The following is a 21721-nucleotide window of genomic DNA, read 5'->3' on the forward strand; positions in this document are numbered from 1 at the left end:
CGGCGTCGGCATCGACACACTCGCGCGGCGGATGGCCGCGCTCGGCAACAGCAGGGAAGGGAAGTGAGCATGGCGGATGTCGCATTCGTCGGTGGACGCGTGGTGACCGGCACCGGCCGCGTCATCGACCGCGGCACGGTCCTGGTGCGAAACGGCGTCATCGAACGCGTCGACGACGATCCACTCGTACCCAAGGGCGTCCCCATCATCGAGGCGGACGGATGCTGGGTGCTCCCCGGGTTCGTCGACACGCACACCCACATCGGCGCCCACGAGGACGGTGAAGGCCCCGCGGGCGCGGATGCCAGCGAGGTCAGCGCACCTGACATGTCCGCCGTGCGTGCCATCGACGGCATCAACATCGAGGACCGTGCCTTCCGGGACGCGCTCGCGGGCGGAGTCACGACCGTCGTCGTGAAGCCAGGATCGAGCAACCCGATCGGCGGGACGAGCGTGGCGATGAAGACCTGGGGCGGCCGGACCGTCGACGAGCAGGTCGTGAAGCATCCGGTCGGGATGAAGTCGGCCCTGGGCGAGAACCCCAAGCACGCCTGGGGGGAGCGCGGTCAGCTGCCGCGCACGCGGCTCGGCGTCGCGCTCGTCATCCGGAAGGCGCTCATCGAGGCGGGCGAGTACGCCGCCCGGCGGGCCGACGCCCAAGAGAAGGGCGAGTTCTTCGCACGCGACCTCGGCAAGGAGGCGCTCGCCGCGGCACTGGCAGCCGACCTCGTGTGGGACCAGCACGTGCACCGCCACGACGACATCGCGACCGCGCTGCGGATCGCCGACGAGTTCAACCTTCGCCTCGTGCTCAACCACGGCACTGAGGCCCACCGGCTCGCCGCCGAGCTGGCCGAACGCGACGTGCCCGTCATCTTCGGCCCAGTGCTCAGCACCCGAGGCAAGGTCGAGACCCGCGAGGCGTCCGTGAACAATCTCGTCGCGCTGACGCGCGCCGGCGTCCGCACCGCCATCTGCACCGACCACCCGGTGGTGCCGATCGACGCTCTCGTTCTCCAGGCGGCCGTCGCCCGAAGAGCCGGACTGACCTGGGACGAGGCGATCTCGGCGATCAGCTCGGCCGCGGCTGAGATCGCCGGGCTCGACGAGCGGGTCGGCGCACTGGAGCCGGGCCGCGACGGCGATGTCGTCGTGTGGAGCGGCGACCCGCTCGACGTCGGCTCGACCGTTGAGCGCGTGCACATCCACGGACGTGAGGTCTACCGAGTCGAGAGCGGCGCGCCGATCGTGGCGGATCGGTGGGCCGGGCGATGAGCGCGTCGACGCCCGAGTCGCTGCGCGAGGACGCCGCCGGACTCGCCGAAGGTCTCATCGCACTTCGACGCCGTCTGCATCGCGAACCCGAGGTGGGCTTCGACCTGCCGCGCACCCAGGCGGCGATCATCGAGATGCTCAAGCCGCTCGAGCTTGAGATCAGCACGGGTGAGCGTCTCAGTTCTGTGACCGCCGTCCTTCGCGGAGACCGGCCCGGCCCCTCGGTGCTGCTGCGTGCGGACATGGACGCGCTTGCGATCCGTGAGGAGACCGGGCTGGAGTTCGCGTCGCAGAACGGTGCCATGCACGCCTGCGGCCACGATCTGCACGTCGCCGGCCTCGTCGGTGCGGCGCAGTTGCTCGCGGCTCGGAGATCCGAGATCTGCGGTTCCGTCGTCTTCATGTTCCAGCCCGGAGAGGAAGCCGGCGGGGGCGCCCCCCTGATGATCGACGAGGGCGTTCTCGAGGCGGCCGGGCAGCGCGTCGAGGCGGCGTATGGCATCCATGTTCTCCCTGGTGCGCCCGGCACGTTCTCCACGCGTCCCGGTCCGCTCATGGGCGGTGCGAACGTGCTGCGTGTGCGGGTCATCGGACGCGGCGGACACGGTTCGCGCCCTCACGAGGCCGTGGATCCGGTACCGGTGCTCGCGGAGATCGTGCTCGCGCTTCAGTCGTACGTCACCCGTCGCGTGTCCGTGTTCGATCCGGTCGTCATCTCGGTGGCGAAGCTCGCGGCCAGCGACGTGCTCAACGTGATCCCGGAGCATGCGGAGCTCGGCGGGACGGTGCGCACCATGTCGAAGGCGTCGTCCGAACGCCTGGCCACGGAGTTGCCCGCGCTCGCGACGCGTATCGCGGAAGCCCACGGCTGCCGCGCTGAGACGGAGTTCGAGATCGTCTATCCGGTCACCGTCAACGACGCGGAGCGTGCCGACGCCGCCATCCACACGCTGGCCGAGACCTTCGGGGTCGACCGCGTGCAACGGCTCGAGTCGCCGGTGATGGCCTCGGAGGACTTCTCGTTCGTGCTCGACGAGGTGCCCGGAGCCTTCGTGTTCCTGGGGGCGACGCCGTCCCACGTCGATCCGGCGCGGGCGGAGATGAACCACTCGCCTCGTGCGGTTTTCGACGATGGCGTGCTCGCCGACCAGGCTGTGGCGCTTGCCGCACTCGCGCTGCGCCACGTCACAGCTCGGGGCTGAGCGGCTCGGCGTGGGTTGTGCCGCGATGGCGGCGTGACGACCGCCTGATGTCCCACCTTCGGCGCCGACGACCCGCGGCGGACTGCCCGGGCGTCGGCGCCGGCAAGGTCAGGACCGCCGCAGCAGTTCGGCGGCGAGGGTGAGGAAGCGGTCGTTCTCCTCGGTCGCGCCGATCGTCATGCGCAGCCCGTCCGTGCCGTACGCGCGGAGGATGACCCCGCGCTCCTCGAACGCGGCGGCCATGGCCGGGCCGTCGGGCATCGGCATGAAGACGAAGTTGGCCTGGCTGGGCACGACGGGGACGCCCAGGTGGATCAGTTCGTCGGTCACGCGGGTGCGCTCGGCGACGACGTGGGCGATGCGCCGCTTGAGTTCGACGGCGGACTCGGGAGCCAGCGAGGCGAGGGCACCTGCCTGGGCCAGGGTGGAGACCGAGAACCCGACGATCGACTTCCTGATCAGGTCGGCCGTCTCCGGCCGGGTCACGCAGTACCCCACCCGCAGCCCGGCCAGGCCGTACGCCTTGGAGAACGTGCGTAGCACGGCGACGTTGGGCCGCTCGCCGACGAGGTCGATGCCGCACGGCGAGCGAAGGTCGGTGACGAAGTCCTGGTAGGCCTCGTCCAGCACCACGAGCACGTCGTCGGGAAGCGCGTCGAGCAGCTTCTCCAACTCGACCCGGGAGACCACGGTGCCGGTCGGGTTGTTCGGGTTGCAGATGATCACCATCCGGGTCCGGTCGGTGATCGCCGCCGCCATCGCGGGCAGGTCGTGGGCGTACTGCTCGTCCAGCGGGACCGCGACCGCGGTGGCTCCCGAAACCGCGGTCACGATGGGGTAGCTCTCGAAGGCCCGCCACGCGTAGAGGATCTCGTCGCCCGGACCGGCGATGACCGAGGCCAGGACCTGCAGCAGCGCGCCGGAGCCGTTGTCCACGACCACCTGCGACGGATCCACGTCATGCCGCCTCGCCAGTGCCTCGGTCAGTTCCACGCGGTGGAAGTCGGGGTAGCGGTTCAACGTGGCGGCGGCGTGCGAGATCGCATCCAGCACGGTCGGCAACGGTCCGAACGGCATCTCGTTCGAAGAGAGCTTGACCTGGGGACGGCCCGCCACAGGAGCCCGGCCCGGCTTGTAGGAGACCAGCTCGTCGATGGCGGCGCGGTGCTTGACGGTCATCTCACTCCTCTCACAGAGAACAAAATCACGTAAATCTATATAATGATTCTTGTAGAAGAGCAAGACGCGGAAGGGGCCGGCGCCCGTTCGGCGCCGGCCCCTTCCGGGTCCTCGAGATCCTCGAGGTCAGCGGTCGTCGCGTGTCAGCCCGCGGTGGCGCAGGGCCATGGCCTCGGCGCCGCGCTGGTCGCCCCGGATGACCGCTTCGATCAGGTCGACGTGCACCTGGAGCCGGTCGTCGGAGCCCTTGCGGAAGTCCTCCGCGGTTATGGCGGAGGACAGGTCTCTGCTGATGTAGTCGACCAGCCGGGTGTACATGGTCCGCAGCAGGATGTTGGGGGAGATCAGGGCGAGGCGGCGGTGCAGGTCCCAGTTGCGGCGCTGGGCCTCGGCCGCGTCCGGCCAGGATCGCCGCAGCTGCTCCATCATCTCGACCAACTCGTCGATGTCCCGTTCGGTGCGGTGGGCGGCCGCGTCGAGCGCCACCTCCTGGTCGAGCACGTCCAGGACGGCCAGGCAGTGTGTCACCGACGCGCCGTCGTGGCCGAGTTGGAGCATGTCGTGGCCGAGCCGGACCAGTGGTGACTGTTCGGCCACGAAGATGCCGCCACCCGGCCCCGGGCGCACGTCCAGCACGCCGCGCAACCGCAGCACGCGGATCGCCTCGGCCAGCGTTGCCGGCGCGACGCCGAACTGCTGGCGGAGCTCGTCCTTCGTGCCCAGGCGGTGGCCCGGCATGAGGCGGTTGCGGCGAATCGCGCTTTCGAGGCGCTCAACCAGCGTCTCGGCGATCGACGACCGCGCGTCGGTGCGGTCGAAGGTCACCTCGGTGACCGTGTCTGCGTCGTACATTCCGGCTTCTCCCGTGTGCGGCGACCCGTCAACTGTAGATCGTTCGTCGCGCGGCGGGGCGTCTTCCACGCGTCCTCATCCATAGAAACCATACAAATGGTTGACACCCTCCCAGAACAGCCATAACCATATACATGATTTGCGGGGTCGGCTCGGTTTGGAAGAGGTGCGCGATGGGCTCGATCGTCCTCGTGACGAAGATCGCGCACGTGCCGTCGATCCGGCTGTCGCTGAACACTGACACCAGGCATGAGGGCGTCCGGCGGAACGCCGCGGACGGCTTGGTCGAGCTCGGTCGCCGGGCGCGTGAGCGCGGCGCGGACACCTTTGTCCCGCTGAACGCGCACCGGCAGAAAAGCGCCGGCTCTCAGCCTGAACGCGAGCCGCCGGCGACACGATGGTCATCCGCGTCGCCCGCTGCCGCTCGCCGCGCCTGGTCCTCGACCGATGAACTTCCCTAAGGAGACCCATGAACATGACGGGCGGCGAGGCTCTCGCCCGTTCCCTGGCGGCCAACGGCGTCAGCCAGATATTCGGCATCCCCGGCGTGCAACTCGACCACGCCGCGGACGCGCTCTACCACGCGGCCGACAAGATCGCCTTCACCTGCGCGCGCAATGAGCAGGCCGCCTCCTACATGGCCGACGGCTACGCCCGCTCCACCGGGCGGCCCGGCGTCTCGATGGTGGTGCCTGGACCGGGCATGCTGAACGGCCTGGCCGGCCTCGCCACGGCGTACGCCTGCTCCTCGCCGCTGCTCTACATCAGCGGGCAGATCGACTCGGGGGCGATCGGCAGGGGGCTCGGCGCGCTGCACGAGATCCCTGACCAGAGCGGCATCCTGCGCTCGCTCACCAAGTGGAGCGGGCTCGCGACCAGGCCGGAGGACATCCCCGGCATGGTCCACCGCGCCTTCGCCGAGCTGCGCTCCGGCCGGACCCGCCCGGTCGGCCTGGAGATCCCGCCGGACGTGCTCGGCGCGACCGCCGACGTCGAGATCCCCGGTGCGGCTCCGCACGCGCCCGCTGTACCCGACCGGAAGCTGATCGACGCCGTCGCCGAGCTGCTGCGCGGCTCCCAGCGGCCGGTGATCTACGCGGGCGGCGGTGTGATCGCCGCCGACGCGTCGGAGGAGCTGCGCGAGCTGGCGGAGATCCTCCACGCACCTGTCGTGGTGAGCGAGAACGGCCGCGGCGCGATCTCCGCCAGGCACCCGCTCGCGTTCGACGCGCTGGCGTTCCGCCGGCTGCGCGAGCACGCCGACGTCGTGCTCGCCGTCGGCACCCGCTTCGTGACCGCCTTCAGCGAGCAGGTGAACACGGCCGGCGCCCGGCTGGTCCTGATCAACGCCGAGGCCGCCGACCTGGGCGAGCCGCGTACGCCCGACCTCGCGGTGCACGGCGACGCGCGCCTCGCGCTCGCGGCGCTGGCCGAGGAGCTGCGCGGGGTGGCCCGCGAGTCCCGCACGGCCGAGCTCGACGCCGCGCGGGCCTGGCTGGAGGAGCAGTACGCCGACATCGCCCCGCAGCGGGCCTACCTCCGGGCGATCCGCACCGCGCTCCCGGACGACGGGGTCCTGGTCAGCGAGCTGACCCAGATCGGCTACGCCGCCAACACCTGCTTTCCCGTCTACCGGCCGCGCACCTACCTCACCCCCGGCTACCAGGGCACCCTGGGGTACGGCTTCGCCACCGCGCTCGGCGCGAAGGCGGCGGACCCGGACCGGCCGGTCGTCTCCATCACCGGCGACGGCGGCTTCTCCTGGACGCTCCAGGAGCTCTCCACGGCGAAGAAGTACGGCCTGGCCACGGTGACGGTGGTCTTCAACGACGGCTTCTTCGGCAACGTGCGGCGCATCCAGAAGAACCGCTTCGGCGCCCGCTACTTCGCCACCGACCTGGTCAACCCCGACTACGCCAAGCTCGCCGATTCCTTCGGCATCGCCGCGGCCCGCGCGAACGGCCCCGAGGAGCTCGAGGTGGTGCTGAAGGAGGCGCTCACCGCGGGCGAGCCGGTGCTCGTCGAGGCACCCGTCGGGGAGTTCCCCGGCCCCTGGCACCTGATCCACGAGGGCGTCCCGCGCCCCGCACCCCTGGAGGCACCGTGATCCAGCGTGACGACCTGCTGATCGGCGGCGCGTGGATCGCCCCGCGCGGCGACGACGCCTCCGACGCCCTGGCCACTCCCCACACGCTCGACGTGGTCGATCCGGCCACCGGCCAGGTGGCCGGACGGGTCCCGATCGCCTCGGCCGAGGACGTCGACGCCGCCGTACGCGCCGCCGCGGCGGCGTTCCCGAGCTGGTCCCAGGTGCCGATGGCGGAGCGGGCCGCGCTGGTCGAGCGGATCAGGGCGGGAGTCGAGGAGCGGCGCGAGGAGCTGGCCGGGCTGCTCACCCTCCAGATGGGTACGCCCATCACCTTCGCCAGGCAGGCGCAGCTCGGCGTGGCGCTGGCCGACCTCGACGAGATCGTCAAGGCCGGGCGTGAGTACGCCGCCGAGGAGTCCGTCGGCGGCGCCCTGGTCCTGCGTGAGCCCGCCGGCGTCGTCGCCGCGATCACCCCGTGGAACTTCCCGCTGCACCAGATCGCGCTCAAGGTGGGCGCGGCTCTCGTGGCCGGGTGCACGGTGGTCCTCAAGCCGAGCGAGCTGACGCCGCTGGACGCCTACGTCTTCGCCGAGATCGTCCAGGCCGCCGGGGCGCCCCCTGGCGTGTTCAACCTCGTGCCGGGCGACGGGCCGGTCACCGGGGAGGCGCTCGTGGCGCATCCGCTGGTCGACGTCGTCACGCTGACCGGATCCGTCCGGGCCGGAGCGCGGGTGGCCGAACTGGCCGCCCGCACGATCAAGAAGGTGACGCTGGAACTCGGCGGCAAGTCGGCCGGCATCGTGCTCGACGACGCGGACCTGGCGTCCGTCGTCCCGCAGGCGGTCGGCGGGTGCTTCGCGAACGCGGGGCAGATCTGCGCCGCGCTGACCCGGCTGCTCGTCCCCGAGCACCTGCTGGAGGAGGTGGAACGGCTCGCGGTCTCGGCCGCGTCCGGCTGGGTTCCCGGCCCGCCGTCCGATCCCGCCACCAGGCTCGGCCCGCAGGCGTCGCGGCGCCAGCAGCGGGTCGTCCAGGACTACATCTCGGCCGGGATCGCGGAGGGGGCGCGGCTCCTCGTGGGCGGCACCCCGATAGAGGGACCGGGCGCCTACGTCACGCCGACGATCTTCTCGGGGGTACGCCCCGAGATGACGATCGCGCGTGAGGAGATCTTCGGCCCGGTGCTGTCGATCATGAGCTACGCCACCGAGGACGAGGCCGTCGCCATCGCCAACGACTCCGAGTACGGGTTGTCCGGCGGGGTGTGGTCGGCCGACCCGGCCAGGGCGCTGGCGGTCGCCCGTCGCCTGCGTACCGGGATGGTGAGCGTCAACGGCGCGGGGCTCAACGTGGCGGCGCCCTTCGGCGGCTACAAGCGGTCGGGCGTCGGCCGCGAGTGCGGACGCTACGGCATCGAGGAGTTCCTCGAGGTCAAGAGCGTGGTCGGGCTGCCCGAAGGCATGGCCCGAGGCGTCGCCTGAGACGTCGGCGGCCGCATCACCGGCCGCACCCCGGCGCGTCGCGGGTCATGTGACGGGCCGTACCGCGGTTCTCCCACTGGGCCGCGACATCACGAAATTGGCATCTATTTGGTTGAGTGGAGCGGGCATGGCGGAAGTCCGGATCAGCGGGCTGGTGAAGCGCTTCGGAGACTTCACCGCGGTCCGGGACGTCGAGCTGGCGATCCCCGACGGTGAGTTCCTGACGCTGCTCGGCCCCAGCGGCTGTGGCAAGACGACCACGCTGCGCTGCCTCGCCGGCCTGGAGACGCCGACCGAGGGTGAGATCACCATCGGAGGCGACACCGTCTACTCGGCCGCGCGCGGCGTATGCGTGCCGCCGGAGCGGCGCCGGGTCGGCATGGTGTTCCAGAGCTACGCGCTCTGGCCGCACCTGACGGCCGGCGCCAACGTCGGCTACCCGCTTCGCGCGGCCCGCATGGGCGCGGCCGAGCGCAGGGCCAGGGTGGCCGAGATGCTGGAGGCGGTCGGTCTGGCCGACCGCGCCGGGCGCTACCCGGGCGAGCTGTCCGGCGGACAGCAGCAGCGGATCGCGCTCGCCAGGGCGATGGCCGCGCACCCCCGGCTCATGCTCTTCGACGAGCCGCTCTCGAACCTCGACGCCAAGCTGAGGGTCGGCATGCGCACCGCGATCCGCCGGCTCCAGCGGGAGATCGGCACCACGGCCGTCTACGTCACGCACGACCAGGAAGAGGCGATGGCGCTCTCGGACCGGGTCGTGGTGATGAGCGAGGCCGCGGTGCAGCAGCAGGGCACACCCCGGGAGGTCTACACCCGACCGGCCAACCGGTTCGTCGCGGACTTCATGGGGTTCGAGAACCTCCTCGACGGGACCGTGGGGGAGGCCGACGACACCGGGTTCGCCTTCCATCCGGCTCCCGGAGGGCCGCCCCTGCGGGTCGCCGGGCCGCCCCCCGGCCGGTCGGGCTCCGCCGTCGAGATCGCCGTCCGGGCCGCGCATGTGCGGCTTGTCCCGGAAGGGGCCGCGGGCGAGGAGCCCGGCGTACGCCGGGCCGTGGTCCGTGACGCCGTCTACCTCGGCGGACGGACCGAACTGACGGTGGACGCGGAGGGGCTGCCGCTCACCGTGTCCCACGGGCACGTCGACGACGGCGCCGGGGTCCCCGGCGTGGGTGAGCGGGTCGCGGTCGCCCTGACCGCCGCGCACGCCGTGGTGCTCGGCCGGGCCGGAGTCCCGGCGGGGGTGGCCGCGTGACCGCCGGCGCGCCGCCGCACCCCGGGGTGGGGCGGCGTTTCCCTGGCCGTCTCCCCGGCCGACTGGTCGCGCGGGCGCGGCAGATCGGGCCGGGCGCGTGGGCGCTGGCGGTGCTCTGCACGGTGCTGTTCGTGTGGCCGGTGGCGATGATCGCCGTGGCGGCCTTCCACGACGGGCTGATCAGCGATCCAGGCGGGACCTGGACGGCCGGCCCCTTTGTGGAGACGCTCTCCGATTCCGGCACGCTCGCGGTGCTCGGCCAGTCGGTCCTGCTCGCGGGCGTCGTGTCGATACTTTCGATGCTGATCGCGGCGGTCTTCGCCTGGATGGTCGCGCGTACCGACGTGCCGCTGCGCGGGCTGGTGACGCCGCTGATGCTGCTCACCATGGTCAGCCCGAACCTGTTCTTCGCGATCTCCTGGGACATGCTCGGCAACCCGCGGGTGGGGCTCGTCAACCAGGTGATCATGGCGGTGACCGGGGCGGATCAGGGGCCGGTCGACATCACGTCGTGGCCCGGTCTGGTCTTCGTGTGCGTGCTCAAGGCGGTGGGGTTCAACTACTTCCTGATCCTCGCGCCGTTCCTGGCCATGGACCGGTCACTGGAGGAGGCGTCGCTGGTCTCCGGTATGGGGAAGGTCCGCACGTTCTTCCGGGTGCACGTGCCGCTGCTCGCCCCGGCCCTGCTGGGGGCGCTGCTGATGGCGTTCGTGAGCTTCCTGGAGGCGTTCGACTTCCCCCAGATCATCGGGCTTCCCGCGGGGATCCGGGTGTTCTCCACCGAGATCTACCGCTACATCAGCGGTGACGCCGGTGGCCGGTACGCCGAGGCCAGCAGCCTCGCGCTGGTGCTCATGGCGATCATCGTGGTGCTGATCGCGGTGCAGTCCAGGGTGCTGGGCAGGCGGCGGTACACCACGATGAGCGGCAAGTCCTACCGTACGGAACGGTGGTCGCTCGGCCCGGTGCGCTGGCTGGGCACGGCGATGATCGCGCTGCACGCGCTGCTCGCCCTGGTGCTGCCGCTGGTCCAGCTCTACATCGGCAGTTTCCAGTCCTTCTTCGGGCTCTACGACAACTGGACGCTCGACAACTACCGCAGGGTGCTCGACGACCCGGACACGATCAACGCGATCGTCACCACCTTCGGCCTGGCCTTCTTCGGCGGGTTCGTGACCATGTTCCTGTGCGTCGTGCTCGCCTGGGTGATCAGGACGCGGCCCGGTCTGGTCAGCCGTTACATCGGGGGCGCCCTATGGGTGACCGTCACGGTGCCCGGGATCGTGCTCGGCATGGGGATCATGTGGTCGTTCCTCGCGGTCCCCGGGCTGAACCAGCTCTACGCCACCGTCTGGATCATGCTGATCGGCCTGGTCATCGCCGCCGTCCCGGTCGCGGTGCGTACGGCCGAGGGGTCGGTCGCGCAGATCCCGCCGGAATTCGAGGAGGCCGCCAGGGTCTCCGGAGCCGGTCGCGTGCGCGCCTTCCTCGGCCTGATCCTGCGCCTGCTCATCCCCAGCTTCGGGTACGGCTGGTTGGTCGCCGCCATCCTCATCTCCGGCAACCTCGCCGTCCCGCTCCTTCTGGCCTCGCCTGACGTCGACACCGTGGCGATCGAGGTCCTGAACCTGAACCGATCGGGGGACACCGCCACCGCGGCCGCCCTGTTCGGATTGCTGCTCGCCGTTTGGGGAGCGCTCGCCGTACTCGCTCTGCTGGCCCGCGCCGTGGGCCGGCGCCTCAAGGAGAACCGATGAAGCACCTGTTCAGGGCGGCCTCCGCCATGGCCGTCGCGGGCGCGCTCGCGCTGACGGCCGCCTGCGGCGGATCCGCGGGCACCACCGTCGGAGCCGACCAGCTCGACCTCACGCCCCTGAAGGTGGACGCGTCCACGGCCGCCCACCTGAAGGACCTCTACACCAAGGCCACGGACGGCGGCGACACCAAGATCGTCGCGTACATGCAGGGCTGGGAGCAGTACCAGAAGGTGTGGGAGGCGTTCGAGAAGCGCTTCCCCGGGATCACCACCAAGGGCCTGGCGATCAACGGTCCCGAGCTGTCGACCAAGCTCTCCACCGAACGCTCATCCGGCAAGCATGTCGGCAGCCTGCTCGGCGGTCCCGACTTCCAGCGCAAGGACATGCTCAGGACGCTCGATCTGCCGGCAGCGGCGACGCTCGACCCGGCCTACCGCGAGGACTCCGGCGTCTTCTACGCGCCGACCACCACGGTCTGGGGCATCGAGTACAACTCCGAGAAGGTCACCGGCGCCGACGTGCCCAAGAAGTGGGCCGACCTGCTCGACCCCAAGTGGAAGGGCCGGATCGTGGCGGGCGACGCCACCACGCCCAGCGCCACCTCCGGCACGCTCATCCGGTTGTACGGCGGGCACGCGATCGACGACGCCTGGCTGGACCGGCTGAAGGCGCAGGACGTCACGTTCAAGTCGTCGCTGGAGATCGCCGACCAGGCCGTGGCCCGGGGCGAGTTCGACATCCTGCTGACCACGTTGTCGGACTTCTACTTCCCGTCGAAGACGAAGGGCGCGCCGATCGGGTTCGCCTTCCCCCTGGAGGACGGGAACGTCTCGACCCCGACCTACTTCGCCGCGCTCAAGGACGGCGCGGCCCCCGAGGCCACCGAGCTGCTCATGAACTGGCTGTTCACCGCGGAGGCGCAGCAGGCGTTCGCCGGGATCAACGCGCTGCCCACCATGCCCGGCGCTCCCGCGGTCCAGGGGCTGGTGCCGCTGGACCAGGTGAAGCTGCTCGACATCCCCGGCCCGGAGGAGATCACCTCCCTCTGGGACCCCATGACCGCCAAGTTCAAGGACGTCTTCGGCTCCCCCAAGGGCTGAGCCGCGCCGCCGAACCGCGCCAAGGAACAACTCCCGTGAGGCATCCGTCGGGACCCGCGCCGTCGAAGATCATCGCGGTGCGCCTCAGCTAGCGGAGCAGGGAGGAGGAGGGGGCCGCCTGCCCGAGGCCCCCTCCTCCTCCCTCAAGCCGCCCTCGTCGCTCAGCCACTCGGGCGCCCCCGTGGTTGGGTCCGCGCTCGGCTGACGGTCAAGAGATGAGGCTTGTCGGTCTTGTGTCGGCCGCTTGAACGCCACTGGCCTGAGATAATGGATTCACCATGTCTGTTTCACGAGCTGTTCCACGTCGGCGCTCAGCCGTTGACGCTGTTGCGTCCGAGATCGAAGACGGCATCACCGAGGGACGGCTCCGGGTGGGCAGCAGACTCGGCACTCGCGCGGAGCTCGCCAGTAGATTCGGGGTGGCGCCGACGACCATCGCCGAGGTGGTGCGTGTCCTGGAGGCCAAGGGAATGATCACGACCCGCACCGGTCCCCAGGGTGGAGTCTTCATCGCCCAGAGAACGGCGCAGGCCGTGATCGCTAACGGATTCCTGAACCTCCAGGATGTGACGAGTACCGCGATCGACTGCGTCCGGGTGATCGACGCGCTGGAGCCTGCCGTCGCACAGGCGGCCGCCGAGCATCGGTCCGCGGCTGACGCCGAGGACCTCAGCCGGATGCTCGAACAGCTCCGCGCGACATGGAGTGACCGGGTCGCCGGCCTGCGGGCCAACTGGCAGCTGCACCGCCGGATCGCGGAGATCGTGCCCAACCCCGTCCTGAAGACGGTCTATCTCAATCTGCTGGCGTACGTGGAGTCACACGACGACTTCTATGTCGCCGATGACGGCATCCCGCCCAATTCCTCGGTCCGGCTCGAGATCCATGAGGAGTTGGTCACCGCGATCATGGCGGGAGATCGAAGCGCCACCGCGGACGCCGTCCGACGTCACCAGACCGTCTACGACGACTTCTGCGTCGTCGAGGCTCCCTGAGAAGACGCGCTTCGAAACGCCGCACGGAAGACCGCCTCGTCGATCGCCGAAAGATCGAGTCCCACCAGGCCCTTGGAGGGGTCGACCCGGACGATGACACCGCCTGGATCGTCGGGCAGCGGGTCCAGGTCGACGACGGGGTCATCGATCCACACCCAGGGGCGACCGTCGGCGTACTGCCGGATAGCGGCGAGCTTGTTGAACTGCAACGGCAGGTAGGGCCACGGGGTGGCGGGGAGGTCGAGAATGTCGGCCAGCGCGAGGTGAGCGTTCGGTCCCCACTCGGAAGCCCAGACGATGCTGTATCGCTGTGCGAGGTGGGCGACGGCCTCGCGGGTGCCATCGGGTACCTGGAGGTCGCGCACCCACTTTCCTCGTGCCGAGAGATGTTCGAGCCGAGCCGGGACATGCGCCTCGCCATCGAGGACGACGACGCCGTCGACGCCGAGCACGGCCAGCGGTGTCCCGGACGTGACAGCCGCCGGCGTGTACTTGGCCAAGAGCGCGACAGAGCTAAGCATCCACGAGTCCCTCCGCCAGCGCTTCTTCGTGCGTGAGGAAGAAGTTGCCGCCGGTGATGCTGACGACCTCGTCGGCGGGGTCGCGGATCACGCCGACCGGGTCATTGCCGGCGGCGACGGCACGGACCTGCTTGGCCATCATCCGGCGCAGCATCGCCACACCCTGGTCAGTGGTGGTGAGGTGGTCCTCGGAGTGCAGGGAGATCGGTCCCTGGCTCTTCTGCGCCTCGTAGTCACCGGGCATGCGCCGGTGCTCCTCCTCGTTGAGTTCGGCCCACGGCTTGCCGCCGAAGGTGGAGCGCAGCTTGACCAGGAAGTCGGGGTCCTCGTGGAGCGCGAGGGTGAAGATGCGGAAGGTGGTGTCGTCCTCGGGCACGACCCACCCGATCAGGTTGGTCTGGCCCGGCGTGAGCCGGGGGCTGGGCACGACACGGAGGTTGGGGAACATCACCTCGGTTCGCCGGCGTAGCGCCCGCTTGTCGTCGAGCTTTCTGATCTGTGTCGAGCGGACCCCGACCGGTGTGTACTCGAACGTGACCTCAGGTATCACGGCCATCTCCGGGGTGAACTGCTCGCCGCTGAACCGCGCGTGCAGGATCGGCACGTGGAAGGGGTCCATCACGTTCTCCCAGTGCTGCAGCCAGTTGAAGTCCAGCACCTCCGGCCCACCACCGCCGACGCCGGCGTCGTTGACGATGAGATGCTGCCCCTCGGGGATGGTCTCGAAGACGTCGTACCGGGGCAGGACGGGCTTCTTGTCCGCCGGCCCCATGTAGGCCCACACCAGTCCGTAGCGCTCCTGCACCGGGTACCAGGGTTGACGGACCTTGTCGCGGTGCTGGCCGAGGTCGGGCTCGCATGGCTGCTCCAAGCAGTGGCCCGTCGGATCGAAGACCCAGCCGTGATAGCAGCAGCGGATGCCGTCCTCTTCCACCCCTCCGTAGTAGAGCGAGGCGCCGCGGTGGATGCATCGCGGATGCAGGAGGGCGGGCTCGCCACGGCCGGTGCGGAAGAGGATGAGCTCCTCGCCCAGGACCTTGACGCGGCGCGGGGTGGTAGTGACCTTCTCGACCTTCGAGATCGGATGCCAGTACCGGCGCATCACCTCTCCGTACGGCGTGCCGGGGCCGACCTGGGCGAGCTCGTTCAGCGGTGCGCCGAGCTTCAGCCCGTAGGCGGTCCCCGTGTCGAGTGCGGCTTCGGTGGCGTGGGTCGTCGTCGTGTCAGACATCGAGTTCCAACTCCTCGGTCAGGGCCCGCGAGACGCAGACCATCATCGTTTCGTTTGCTTGCTTCTCCGCGTCGGTGAGGATGGAGTCACGGTGGTCGACCGCGCCGTGGAGCACGGCGAGCTCGCAGGTCCCGCAGACGCCTTCGCGGCAAGAAGACGGGACATCGACGCCGGCACTCGCCAGGGCGTCGAGAATGCTCTGGTCGGGTTCGACCGTGACCGACTGCTGCGAGCGCGCGCAACGCACCACGAAGGTCCCTTGGCGCAACGGCTCACTCAACGGCTTGGCCTGGAAGCGCTCCACTCTGACCTCGCGCCCGAGGTCGCGGGCGTGCTGCTCCACCTCGACCAGCATCCGCTCGGGACCGCAGCAGTAGATGGCCGCCGACGGGTGCGCTCCCGCGACGGCATCGCGCAGGTTGAGGCGCTTTCCCTCGTCCGAGGCGAACACATGAACGGTCCCGGTGCCGCCGCCGTCGCCGAGCTCGTCACGCAACGGGACGGCATGGCGTGAACGGACGGCGAGATACAGATCCCACGGCCTCCCCTCGGCAGTGGCACGCCGCGTCATCGGGAGGAACGGAGTGATGCCGATGCCACCGGCGAGGAAGACATACCGCGGGGCGTCGACGAAGGGAAACGTGCTGCGTGGCGCGCTCACCTTCAGGATCTCGCCGACCCGCAGCCGCTCGTGGACGTGCTTCGACCCACCGCGGCCGGCCTGCTCGAGAGCGACGGTGATCCGGTAGGACGAACGGTCAGCGGGATCACCGCTGAGGGAGTACTGCCGGACCAGGGTCGGCGCCAGTTCGACGTCGACGTGAGCGCCCGGCGTCCACGCCGGAAGAGCCGCGCCGTCGTCCGAGCCGAGTATGACGGACACGATTCCTGCCGCTTCCCAGTGCAGCGTGACGACCCGTAGCGCGAGGTACGTCTGCGCTTTCGCGCCGGTCTCCAGCGGTGGGTCGAGCTGCGTCACCGTCATCGAAGCGGCTCACGAACGAAGAGCCCATGGAGATCGGCGGGCGGCCCCATCACGCTCGTCTCGAGTCCGACAGCGGAGAACCCGCCGGGCGCTTCGATGGCACTTTGATTCATCCTGACCTTCCAGTTCAAGGCAGCGGCACCCCCCACAAGGTGACGTGGCAGCGGCCACAGTAGTGCATATTAGACATGTTTAATAGGTCTGAATCATGTGACCCTGGGGGAGGCGCCCCGTGCGCGCGACCGCCCGAAGAGCCGCTTGAAGTCAGGCGGCTTCCGGCGCCGACTCCCGCGCCGAGGTCGGCTCACCCTGCTCCCGTGTCCCCGTCATGCCGCTCTCCTCACCCTCGCGGCGTCGCCACGGTCGGGCCGTCTCGCCGCCCATCGAGCCGATGGAGGGCGCCTTCCCGGCACCGACGGGCGGCATCGAGGGTATTGGATGTATTGAATAGGTTTAATGGGTTCCATTCTGATGCCGGATCGTATACGTTTCCTGACGATCGATCGCAGCGGCTGCGGCCTGCGCCGCGCCAACTGGCATGGGGGAGGTAGCACGCGTGGCCCACGGCACAACGGCAGCGGGTTGGACACTCGCGGACCGGCCGCGTGCCGATGCCGGTACAGGACGCGTGGCGGCCCGCAAAGTTCCGCGCACGCCGCGCATGACCGGCGAGAGCGCGGGCGCCTTCCTCACGCCGGCGGATCCCGGCGATCGCGACGCCGACCTGACCGCGAGCGTCGGTCCGCCGGCGGCGGACGAACGGATCTCTGCCCGGCCGGCCGCGACAGAGCTCACCTGATGACTGCCGAGCCCCTGGTCGCCGACATCCGAACTCCCGTCACCCCTCGACCAGAGCGTCAGCTGCTGCGGCTGCTTGGCCCTGCCTTCGTCGCCGCGATCGCGTATGTCGATCCCGGTAACGTCGCCGCGAACCTGTCCGCCGGGGCGGAGTACGGCTATCTGCTGGTGTGGGTCCTCGTCCTCGCGAACGCCATGGCGGTCCTCGTCCAGTATCTGTCCGCGAAGCTGGGACTGGTCACGGGGCGCACGCTCCCCGAGATTCTCGGCGACCGCCTGCCACGACCGGCGCGGCTGCTCTATTGGGCGCAGGCCGAGGTCACCATGGTTGCCACTGATCTCGCGGAGGTGATCGGTGGTGCGATCGCCCTTGAGATTCTGCTGGGTTTGCCCCTTCTGGTGGGCGGCATCCTCGTCGGCGTGCTCTCGATGGCCTTGCTCGAATTCCACTCCCGGCGTGGCCAGCGGGCTTTCGAGATACTCATCGTCGGCCTGCTCGCGGTGATCACAATCGGATTCGCCGGCGGCTTGCTGGTGAGCCCCGTGAACTGGTCCAGTGCGGCCGGCGGCCTGATCCCCCGTCTGGATGGGGCGCCTACGGTTCTACTGGCCGCCGGGATGATCGGCGCGACCGTCATGCCACATGCGGTTTACCTCCACTCGGGCCTGGTGCGCGATCGTCATGGCTTCCGCGACGATCCGCGACGTACGCGGCGACTGCTGACGGTCACGGGCTGCGACGTCGTGGCCGCTCTCGTCGTCGCCGGCGGCGTCAATGTCGCCATGCTGCTACTCGCGGCAGCGGCTCTGCCGGACGCGGCCGGTGTCGACACGATCCAGGGGGCCGCCCGCGCCATCACCGCTCATCTCGGAGTCGTCCCGGGTCTCATCTTCGGAGTCGGTCTGCTTGCCTCCGGGTTGGCGTCCACCTCCGTGGGAAGCCATGCGGGAGCGGCGGTCATGGACGGCCTTCTCCACGTCCGGGTGCCCCTCCTCGTGCGACGGCTCGCGACCCTTGTCCCTGCTCTGATCGTGCTTGGGCTCGGCGTCGATCCGACATGGGCCCTCGTCCTCACTCAGGTGGTGCTCTCGGTAGGAATCCCGTTCGTGCTTGTGCCGCTCGTCTGGTACACGAGCCGGCGTCGCCTCATGGGGGAGTTCGCCAACAGCCCCGCTCTACGTGTCGTGAGTACGGCGGTCTGCGTGGCCATCGCCGTGCTGAACGTCGTCCTGATCCTCATGGTCGCCACATAGGCGAATCACGCAATGTATGCAATCAGATCCAATTATCACGGAGCGTAACAGTGCTTCAGCAAGAACAGATCGAGCAGATCGCCGATGAGCTGCTCGCCGCCGACCGCGAGCGGAGCGTGGTGCCGCTCCTGTCCGCCCGCAACCCCGGGATGGAGATCGAGGACGCCTACGCCGTCCAGGCGCTCTGGGCGAGGCGCCGGGTCGAGGCGGGCCGCACGACCGTCGGCCACAAGATCGGCTTGACCTCCAAGGTGATGCAGGCCGCCATCGGGATCAGCGAGCCCGACTACGGGGTGATCTTCGATGACATGGTCTTCGAGAACGGTTCCGTGGTGCCGTTCGACAACTACTCCAACGTGCGCGTCGAGGTCGAGCTGGCCTTCGTGCTGGACAAGCCGCTCGCCGGCCCTGCCTGCACCTTGTTCGACGTGCTCGACGCCACCAAGTATGTCGTCCCCGCCTTGGAGATTCTCAACTCCCACATCGAGCTGCGGGGCCGGACCATCGTCGACACGATCAGCGACAACGCGGCGATGGGCGCGATGGTCGTCGGCGGGCGCCCTGTCGCGGTCGACGCGGTCGACCTGCGCTGGGTGAGCGCCCTGCTCTACAAGAACCAGACCATCGAGGAGACCGGGGTCGCCGCGGGCGTGCTCAACCACCCCGCCACGGGTGTGGCCTGGCTCGCCAACAAGCTCGCTCAGCACGGGACCACGCTTGAGGCCGGTGAGATCATCCTGGCCGGTTCGTTCACCCGTCCGATGTGGGTGGAGCGCGGCGACACCGTCCACGCGGACTACGGCGACCTGGGGGCGATCACGTGTCGCTTCGAGTAGATCCGACCTTCCGCGAGGCGCTCGCCGCGGCCCGCCGACCACTGATCGGCATGTGGGTATGCAGCGGCAGTCCGCTGGTCGCCGAGATCTGCGCCGGCAGCGGGCTCGACTGGCTGCTGGTCGACGCCGAGCACAGCCCCAACGGCCTGGAGTCCCTGCTCGCCCAGCTGCAGGCCGTCCACGGTTACCCCGTGACCCCGCTCGTGCGCCCTCCGGTCGGCGACCCCGTCGTCATCAAGCAGTACCTCGACCTGGGCGTGCAGAACCTCCTGATCCCGATGGTCGACACCGCGGAACAGGCCGCGGCGATGGTGAGCGCGGTCGAGTACCCGCCGCGCGGCATTCGGGGAGTGGGCAGCGCGTTGGCGCGCGGCTCTCGCTGGAACCGGGTCCCCGACTATCTGCGCACCGCACGCGAGACCATTTCGCTCTATCTCCAGATCGAGTCCGCCGAGGCGGTCGGGAACGTCGAAGCCATCGTCTCCACGCCCGGAGTCGACGGGGTCTTCATCGGACCCTCCGACCTGGCGGCCTCGATGGGGGTGCTCGGCGAGCAGGACCATCCCGAGGTGGTGGCCGCGGTCGAGCACTGCCTCAGGGTCGCCGCAGCGGCGGGCGTCAAGGTCGGCCTCAACTCCTTCGCACCGGCGCTCGCCCAGCGCTACCTCACCGCCGGCGCCGACTTCATCCTCGTCGGCGCCGACGTCCAACTGCTCGCCCGCGGGAGCGAGAGGCTCGCCGCCGAGTTCATCGGGGAGACTTCGTGAGCACGATCGAACGGCCCGGCAAGATCATCGCCCTGCACCTGAACTACCCGTCCCGCATCGCGCAGCGCGGGCGAACCCCGGCGTACCCGTCGTTCTTCCTCAAGCCGGTCTCGTCGATGGCCGCGAGCGGCGACGTCATCGAGCGTCCGGCCGGCACGGAGCTCCTGGCGTACGAGGGTGAGGTCGCGTTGATCGTGGGCACCCGGGCGCGGCGGGTCACTCCCGAGGAGGGGTGGGCGTCGATCTCGGGGATCACCGCCGCCAACGACTGGGGCGTCTACGACCTCCGCCATGTCGACAAGGGGTCGAACCTTCGCAACAAGGGGGGAGACGGGTTCACCCCGCTGGGTCCCGAGGTGATCCCGGCAGCGTTGGTCGACCCCACGGCCCTGCGCGTCCGTACCTGGGTCAACGGCGTACTCAAGCAGGACGACACGACCGCGGATCTGGTCTTCCCGTTCGGGACGCTCGTGGCCGACCTGTCGCAACTGATCACCCTTGAGCCCGGCGACGTCATCCTGACCGGTACGCCGGCCGGCTCCTCCGTCGCGGTCCCGGGCGACGTGGTGGAGGTCGAGGTCGACGCGCCGACCGCCCCCGGTGCGCCCAGCACCGGCCGTCTGGTCACCAGGGTGGTCGAGGGGACGACGCCGTTCGCCGAGTACGGCGCGAAGCCCCATGTCGACGACCTGCAGCGCGTCGAGGCATGGGGCGACGCCGAGACAGCAGGTGTCACCGTGCCGGCACCGTTCGTCCTGACCCATGAACTGCGCGACAAGCTCTCGTCGGCCGCCGTGGCGACGATCAGCGCGCAACTGCGCAAGCTCGGCTATCCGCACTCTTCGATCGACGGCGTCCACCCGCTGGTGCCCGGGACGAAGATGGTCGGGATCGCGCGGACCTTGCGCTTCGTCGCGCACCGACCAGATCTGTTCGAGTCGCACGGCGGCGGCTTCAACGCTCAGAAGCAGGCCTTCGACTCGCTCACAGAGGGCGAGGTGCTGGTGATCGAGGCCCGCGGCGACGCGACCGCCGGCACCGTCGGCGACGTTCTCGCTCTGCGCGCGAAGACGCTGGGTGCCGCTGGGATCGTCACGGACGGGGCCGCGCGTGACTCGGCCGCCGTCGCCGCCATCGGCATTCCGACGTTCGCCCAGGCCGCTCATCCCTCCGTGCTCGGGAGGCGGCACGTCCCGTGGGAGGTCGACGCCACGATCACCTGCGGAGGTACCACCGTGGTGCCCGGTGATGTCGTAGTCGGCGACGACGACGGAGTCGTCGTCATCCCGCGGCAGCTCGTCGAACAGGTCGCCACCGGAGCCGCCGACCAGGAGGCCGAGGACGCGTGGGTCGCCGCGCGGGTGGCGGAGGGCCATCCCGTCGACGGCCTCTTCCCCCTCAACGCCGAGTGGCGTCAGCGGTATCGGATCTGGCGGGAGGAACAGTCGTGACCCAGACCAGGAGCAAGTCTCAGATCGCCTACGACTGGATCCGCGAACGGATCGAGACCCGGCAGTTCTCGCCCGGGTACCGCCTGGTCCTCGATGTCCTCGCGAGGCAGCTCGGCGTCAGCACGGTTCCGGTGCGCGAGGCGATACGCCTGCTCGAGGCGGAGGGCCTGGTGACCTTCGAACGAAACGTCGGCGCCCAGGTCGCCTTCATTCAGGAGCAGGAGTACCTGCACACGATGCAGACGCTCGCCCTGGTGGAGGGCGCCGCGACCGCGCTGTCGGCACCCCGCATCACCGGCGACCATGTCGCCCGGGCTCGAGCGATCAACGACCAGATGGCCGAGTCCCTGAAGGACTTCGACCCGCAGCGGTTCACTGAGCTCAACCTCGCCTTTCACACGGTGCTCTTCGAGGAGTGCCCCAACCCGCACATCGTCGACCTCGTCCACCGCGGCTGGAAGCGGCTGGCCGTGCTCCGTGACTCCGTCTTCGGCTTCGTGCCCGGTCGCGCGCAGGAGTCCGTCGACGAGCACGAGGCGCTCCTACGGCTGCTCGAGGCCGGGCAGACACCACTGACCATCGAGCTCGCGGCTCGTGACCACAGGCTCGGCACTCTCAACGCGGTGCTGGCCTACCAGGCCGACCGTCAGCGTCATGCCACTTCCAACGCCGACCGCTGACCCCCAATCCACC

At 69.8% G+C, this 21721-nt stretch carries 21 protein-coding genes; 15 read left to right on the forward strand and 6 right to left on the reverse strand.

Translation table 11 applies throughout. The features are described from left to right. The first annotated feature begins 69 nt into the window (after positions 1–69). Together IMZ11_RS07080 and IMZ11_RS07085 are read left to right on the forward strand one after the other, a co-directional pair. Positions 70–1275 carry an amidohydrolase family protein gene (locus IMZ11_RS07080; protein WP_228638762.1) on the forward strand — a complete coding sequence of 402 codons (1206 nt, stop codon included), beginning with the start codon at positions 70–72 and terminating at the stop codon, positions 1273–1275. After that, positions 1272–2477, forward strand: a complete 1206-nt coding sequence (locus IMZ11_RS07085; protein WP_228638765.1) for a M20 family metallopeptidase — start codon at positions 1272–1274, stop codon at positions 2475–2477. The genes IMZ11_RS07080 and IMZ11_RS07085 overlap by 4 nt, the downstream gene beginning before the upstream one ends. A gap of 108 nt (positions 2478–2585) precedes the next feature. Here IMZ11_RS07085 and hisC read toward each other — a convergent pair whose 3' ends face one another. After that, on the reverse strand, positions 2586–3656 hold the full coding sequence (hisC, locus tag IMZ11_RS07090; RefSeq protein WP_228638767.1) for a histidinol-phosphate transaminase: 1071 nt from the start codon (positions 3654–3656) through the stop codon (positions 2586–2588). Positions 3657–3782: 126 nt separating this feature from the next. Beyond that, the gene (locus IMZ11_RS07095; protein ID WP_228638769.1) at positions 3783–4508 is read right to left on the reverse strand and encodes a FadR/GntR family transcriptional regulator; all 726 of its coding nucleotides are present in this window, start codon (positions 4506–4508) and stop codon (positions 3783–3785) included. A gap of 173 nt (positions 4509–4681) precedes the next feature. Here IMZ11_RS07095 and IMZ11_RS07100 point away from each other — a divergent pair, with 173 nt between their 5' ends. From IMZ11_RS07100 to IMZ11_RS07130, 7 genes are all read left to right on the forward strand, one after another. After that, positions 4682–4969 (forward strand): hypothetical protein, encoded by a 288-nt coding sequence (locus IMZ11_RS07100; RefSeq protein WP_228638771.1) that lies wholly within the window; start codon positions 4682–4684, stop codon positions 4967–4969. An 8-nt stretch (positions 4970–4977) separates the two neighbouring features. Beyond that, on the forward strand, positions 4978–6615 hold the full coding sequence (locus IMZ11_RS07105; protein WP_228638773.1) for a thiamine pyrophosphate-dependent enzyme: 1638 nt from the start codon (positions 4978–4980) through the stop codon (positions 6613–6615). After that, entirely contained in the window at positions 6612–8078 is a 1467-nt protein-coding gene (locus IMZ11_RS07110) for an aldehyde dehydrogenase family protein (RefSeq protein WP_308066761.1), read from the forward strand. The genes IMZ11_RS07105 and IMZ11_RS07110 overlap by 4 nt, the downstream gene beginning before the upstream one ends. Positions 8079–8205: 127 nt before the next feature. Then, on the forward strand, positions 8206–9333 hold the full coding sequence (locus IMZ11_RS07115; RefSeq protein WP_228638774.1) for an ABC transporter ATP-binding protein: 1128 nt from the start codon (positions 8206–8208) through the stop codon (positions 9331–9333). Next, positions 9330–11090: an iron ABC transporter permease gene (locus tag IMZ11_RS07120; protein ID WP_228638776.1), complete on the forward strand. Its 1761-nt coding sequence runs from the start codon at positions 9330–9332 to the stop codon at positions 11088–11090. Before IMZ11_RS07115 ends, IMZ11_RS07120 begins: the two co-directional genes overlap by 4 nt. After that, positions 11087–12190, forward strand: a complete 1104-nt coding sequence (locus IMZ11_RS07125) for an ABC transporter substrate-binding protein (protein ID WP_228638779.1) — start codon at positions 11087–11089, stop codon at positions 12188–12190. The genes IMZ11_RS07120 and IMZ11_RS07125 overlap by 4 nt, the downstream gene beginning before the upstream one ends. A 278-nt stretch (positions 12191–12468) precedes the next feature. Next, on the forward strand, positions 12469–13185 hold the full coding sequence (locus IMZ11_RS07130; RefSeq protein ID WP_228638782.1) for a FadR/GntR family transcriptional regulator: 717 nt from the start codon (positions 12469–12471) through the stop codon (positions 13183–13185). On the opposite strand, the gene IMZ11_RS07135 is transcribed toward IMZ11_RS07130, so the two are convergent. The 4 genes from IMZ11_RS07135 to IMZ11_RS07150 form a co-directional block, all read right to left on the reverse strand. After that, positions 13152–13706: a hypothetical protein gene (locus IMZ11_RS07135; protein WP_228638785.1), complete on the reverse strand. Its 555-nt coding sequence runs from the start codon at positions 13704–13706 to the stop codon at positions 13152–13154. The genes IMZ11_RS07130 and IMZ11_RS07135 overlap by 34 nt on opposite strands. After that, positions 13699–14937: an aromatic ring-hydroxylating dioxygenase subunit alpha gene (locus IMZ11_RS07140; RefSeq protein ID WP_228638788.1), complete on the reverse strand. Its 1239-nt coding sequence runs from the start codon at positions 14935–14937 to the stop codon at positions 13699–13701. The genes IMZ11_RS07135 and IMZ11_RS07140 overlap by 8 nt, the downstream gene beginning before the upstream one ends. After that, positions 14930–15922 carry a PDR/VanB family oxidoreductase gene (locus IMZ11_RS07145; protein ID WP_228638791.1) on the reverse strand — a complete coding sequence of 331 codons (993 nt, stop codon included), beginning with the start codon at positions 15920–15922 and terminating at the stop codon, positions 14930–14932. The genes IMZ11_RS07140 and IMZ11_RS07145 overlap by 8 nt, the downstream gene beginning before the upstream one ends. Before the next feature lie 264 nt (positions 15923–16186). Continuing rightward, positions 16187–16348 carry a hypothetical protein gene (locus IMZ11_RS07150; protein ID WP_228638794.1) on the reverse strand — a complete coding sequence of 54 codons (162 nt, stop codon included), beginning with the start codon at positions 16346–16348 and terminating at the stop codon, positions 16187–16189. A gap of 202 nt (positions 16349–16550) precedes the next feature. Here IMZ11_RS07150 and IMZ11_RS07155 point away from each other — a divergent pair, with 202 nt between their 5' ends. The 6 genes from IMZ11_RS07155 to IMZ11_RS07180 are packed head-to-tail and all read left to right on the forward strand — an operon-like array spanning position 16551 to position 21708. Then, a complete protein-coding gene (locus IMZ11_RS07155; RefSeq protein WP_228638796.1) occupies positions 16551–16721 on the forward strand; it encodes a hypothetical protein in 171 nt (56 codons plus the stop codon). Beyond that, positions 16721–17974, forward strand: a complete 1254-nt coding sequence (locus tag IMZ11_RS07160) for an Nramp family divalent metal transporter (protein ID WP_228638799.1) — start codon at positions 16721–16723, stop codon at positions 17972–17974. The genes IMZ11_RS07155 and IMZ11_RS07160 overlap by 1 nt, the downstream gene beginning before the upstream one ends. A 50-nt stretch (positions 17975–18024) precedes the next feature. After that, positions 18025–18810, forward strand: a complete 786-nt coding sequence (gene hpaH / locus IMZ11_RS07165; protein WP_228638802.1) for a 2-oxo-hept-4-ene-1,7-dioate hydratase — start codon at positions 18025–18027, stop codon at positions 18808–18810. Then, positions 18795–19577, forward strand: coding sequence for an HpcH/HpaI aldolase/citrate lyase family protein (locus IMZ11_RS07170; RefSeq protein ID WP_228638805.1), 783 nt, complete (start codon positions 18795–18797; stop codon positions 19575–19577). Before hpaH ends, IMZ11_RS07170 begins: the two co-directional genes overlap by 16 nt. Continuing rightward, the gene (locus IMZ11_RS07175) at positions 19574–21028 is read left to right on the forward strand and encodes a fumarylacetoacetate hydrolase family protein (RefSeq protein ID WP_228638808.1); all 1455 of its coding nucleotides are present in this window, start codon (positions 19574–19576) and stop codon (positions 21026–21028) included. Before IMZ11_RS07170 ends, IMZ11_RS07175 begins: the two co-directional genes overlap by 4 nt. After that, positions 21025–21708, forward strand: a complete 684-nt coding sequence (locus IMZ11_RS07180; RefSeq protein ID WP_228638809.1) for a GntR family transcriptional regulator — start codon at positions 21025–21027, stop codon at positions 21706–21708. Before IMZ11_RS07175 ends, IMZ11_RS07180 begins: the two co-directional genes overlap by 4 nt. Positions 21709–21721: the final 13 nt, after the last annotated feature.

Origin of the sequence: Microtetraspora sp. AC03309 (genome assembly GCF_020826795.1) — a bacterium.
GTDB classification, from domain to species: Bacteria; Actinomycetota; Actinomycetes; order Streptosporangiales; family Streptosporangiaceae; genus Microtetraspora; species Microtetraspora glauca.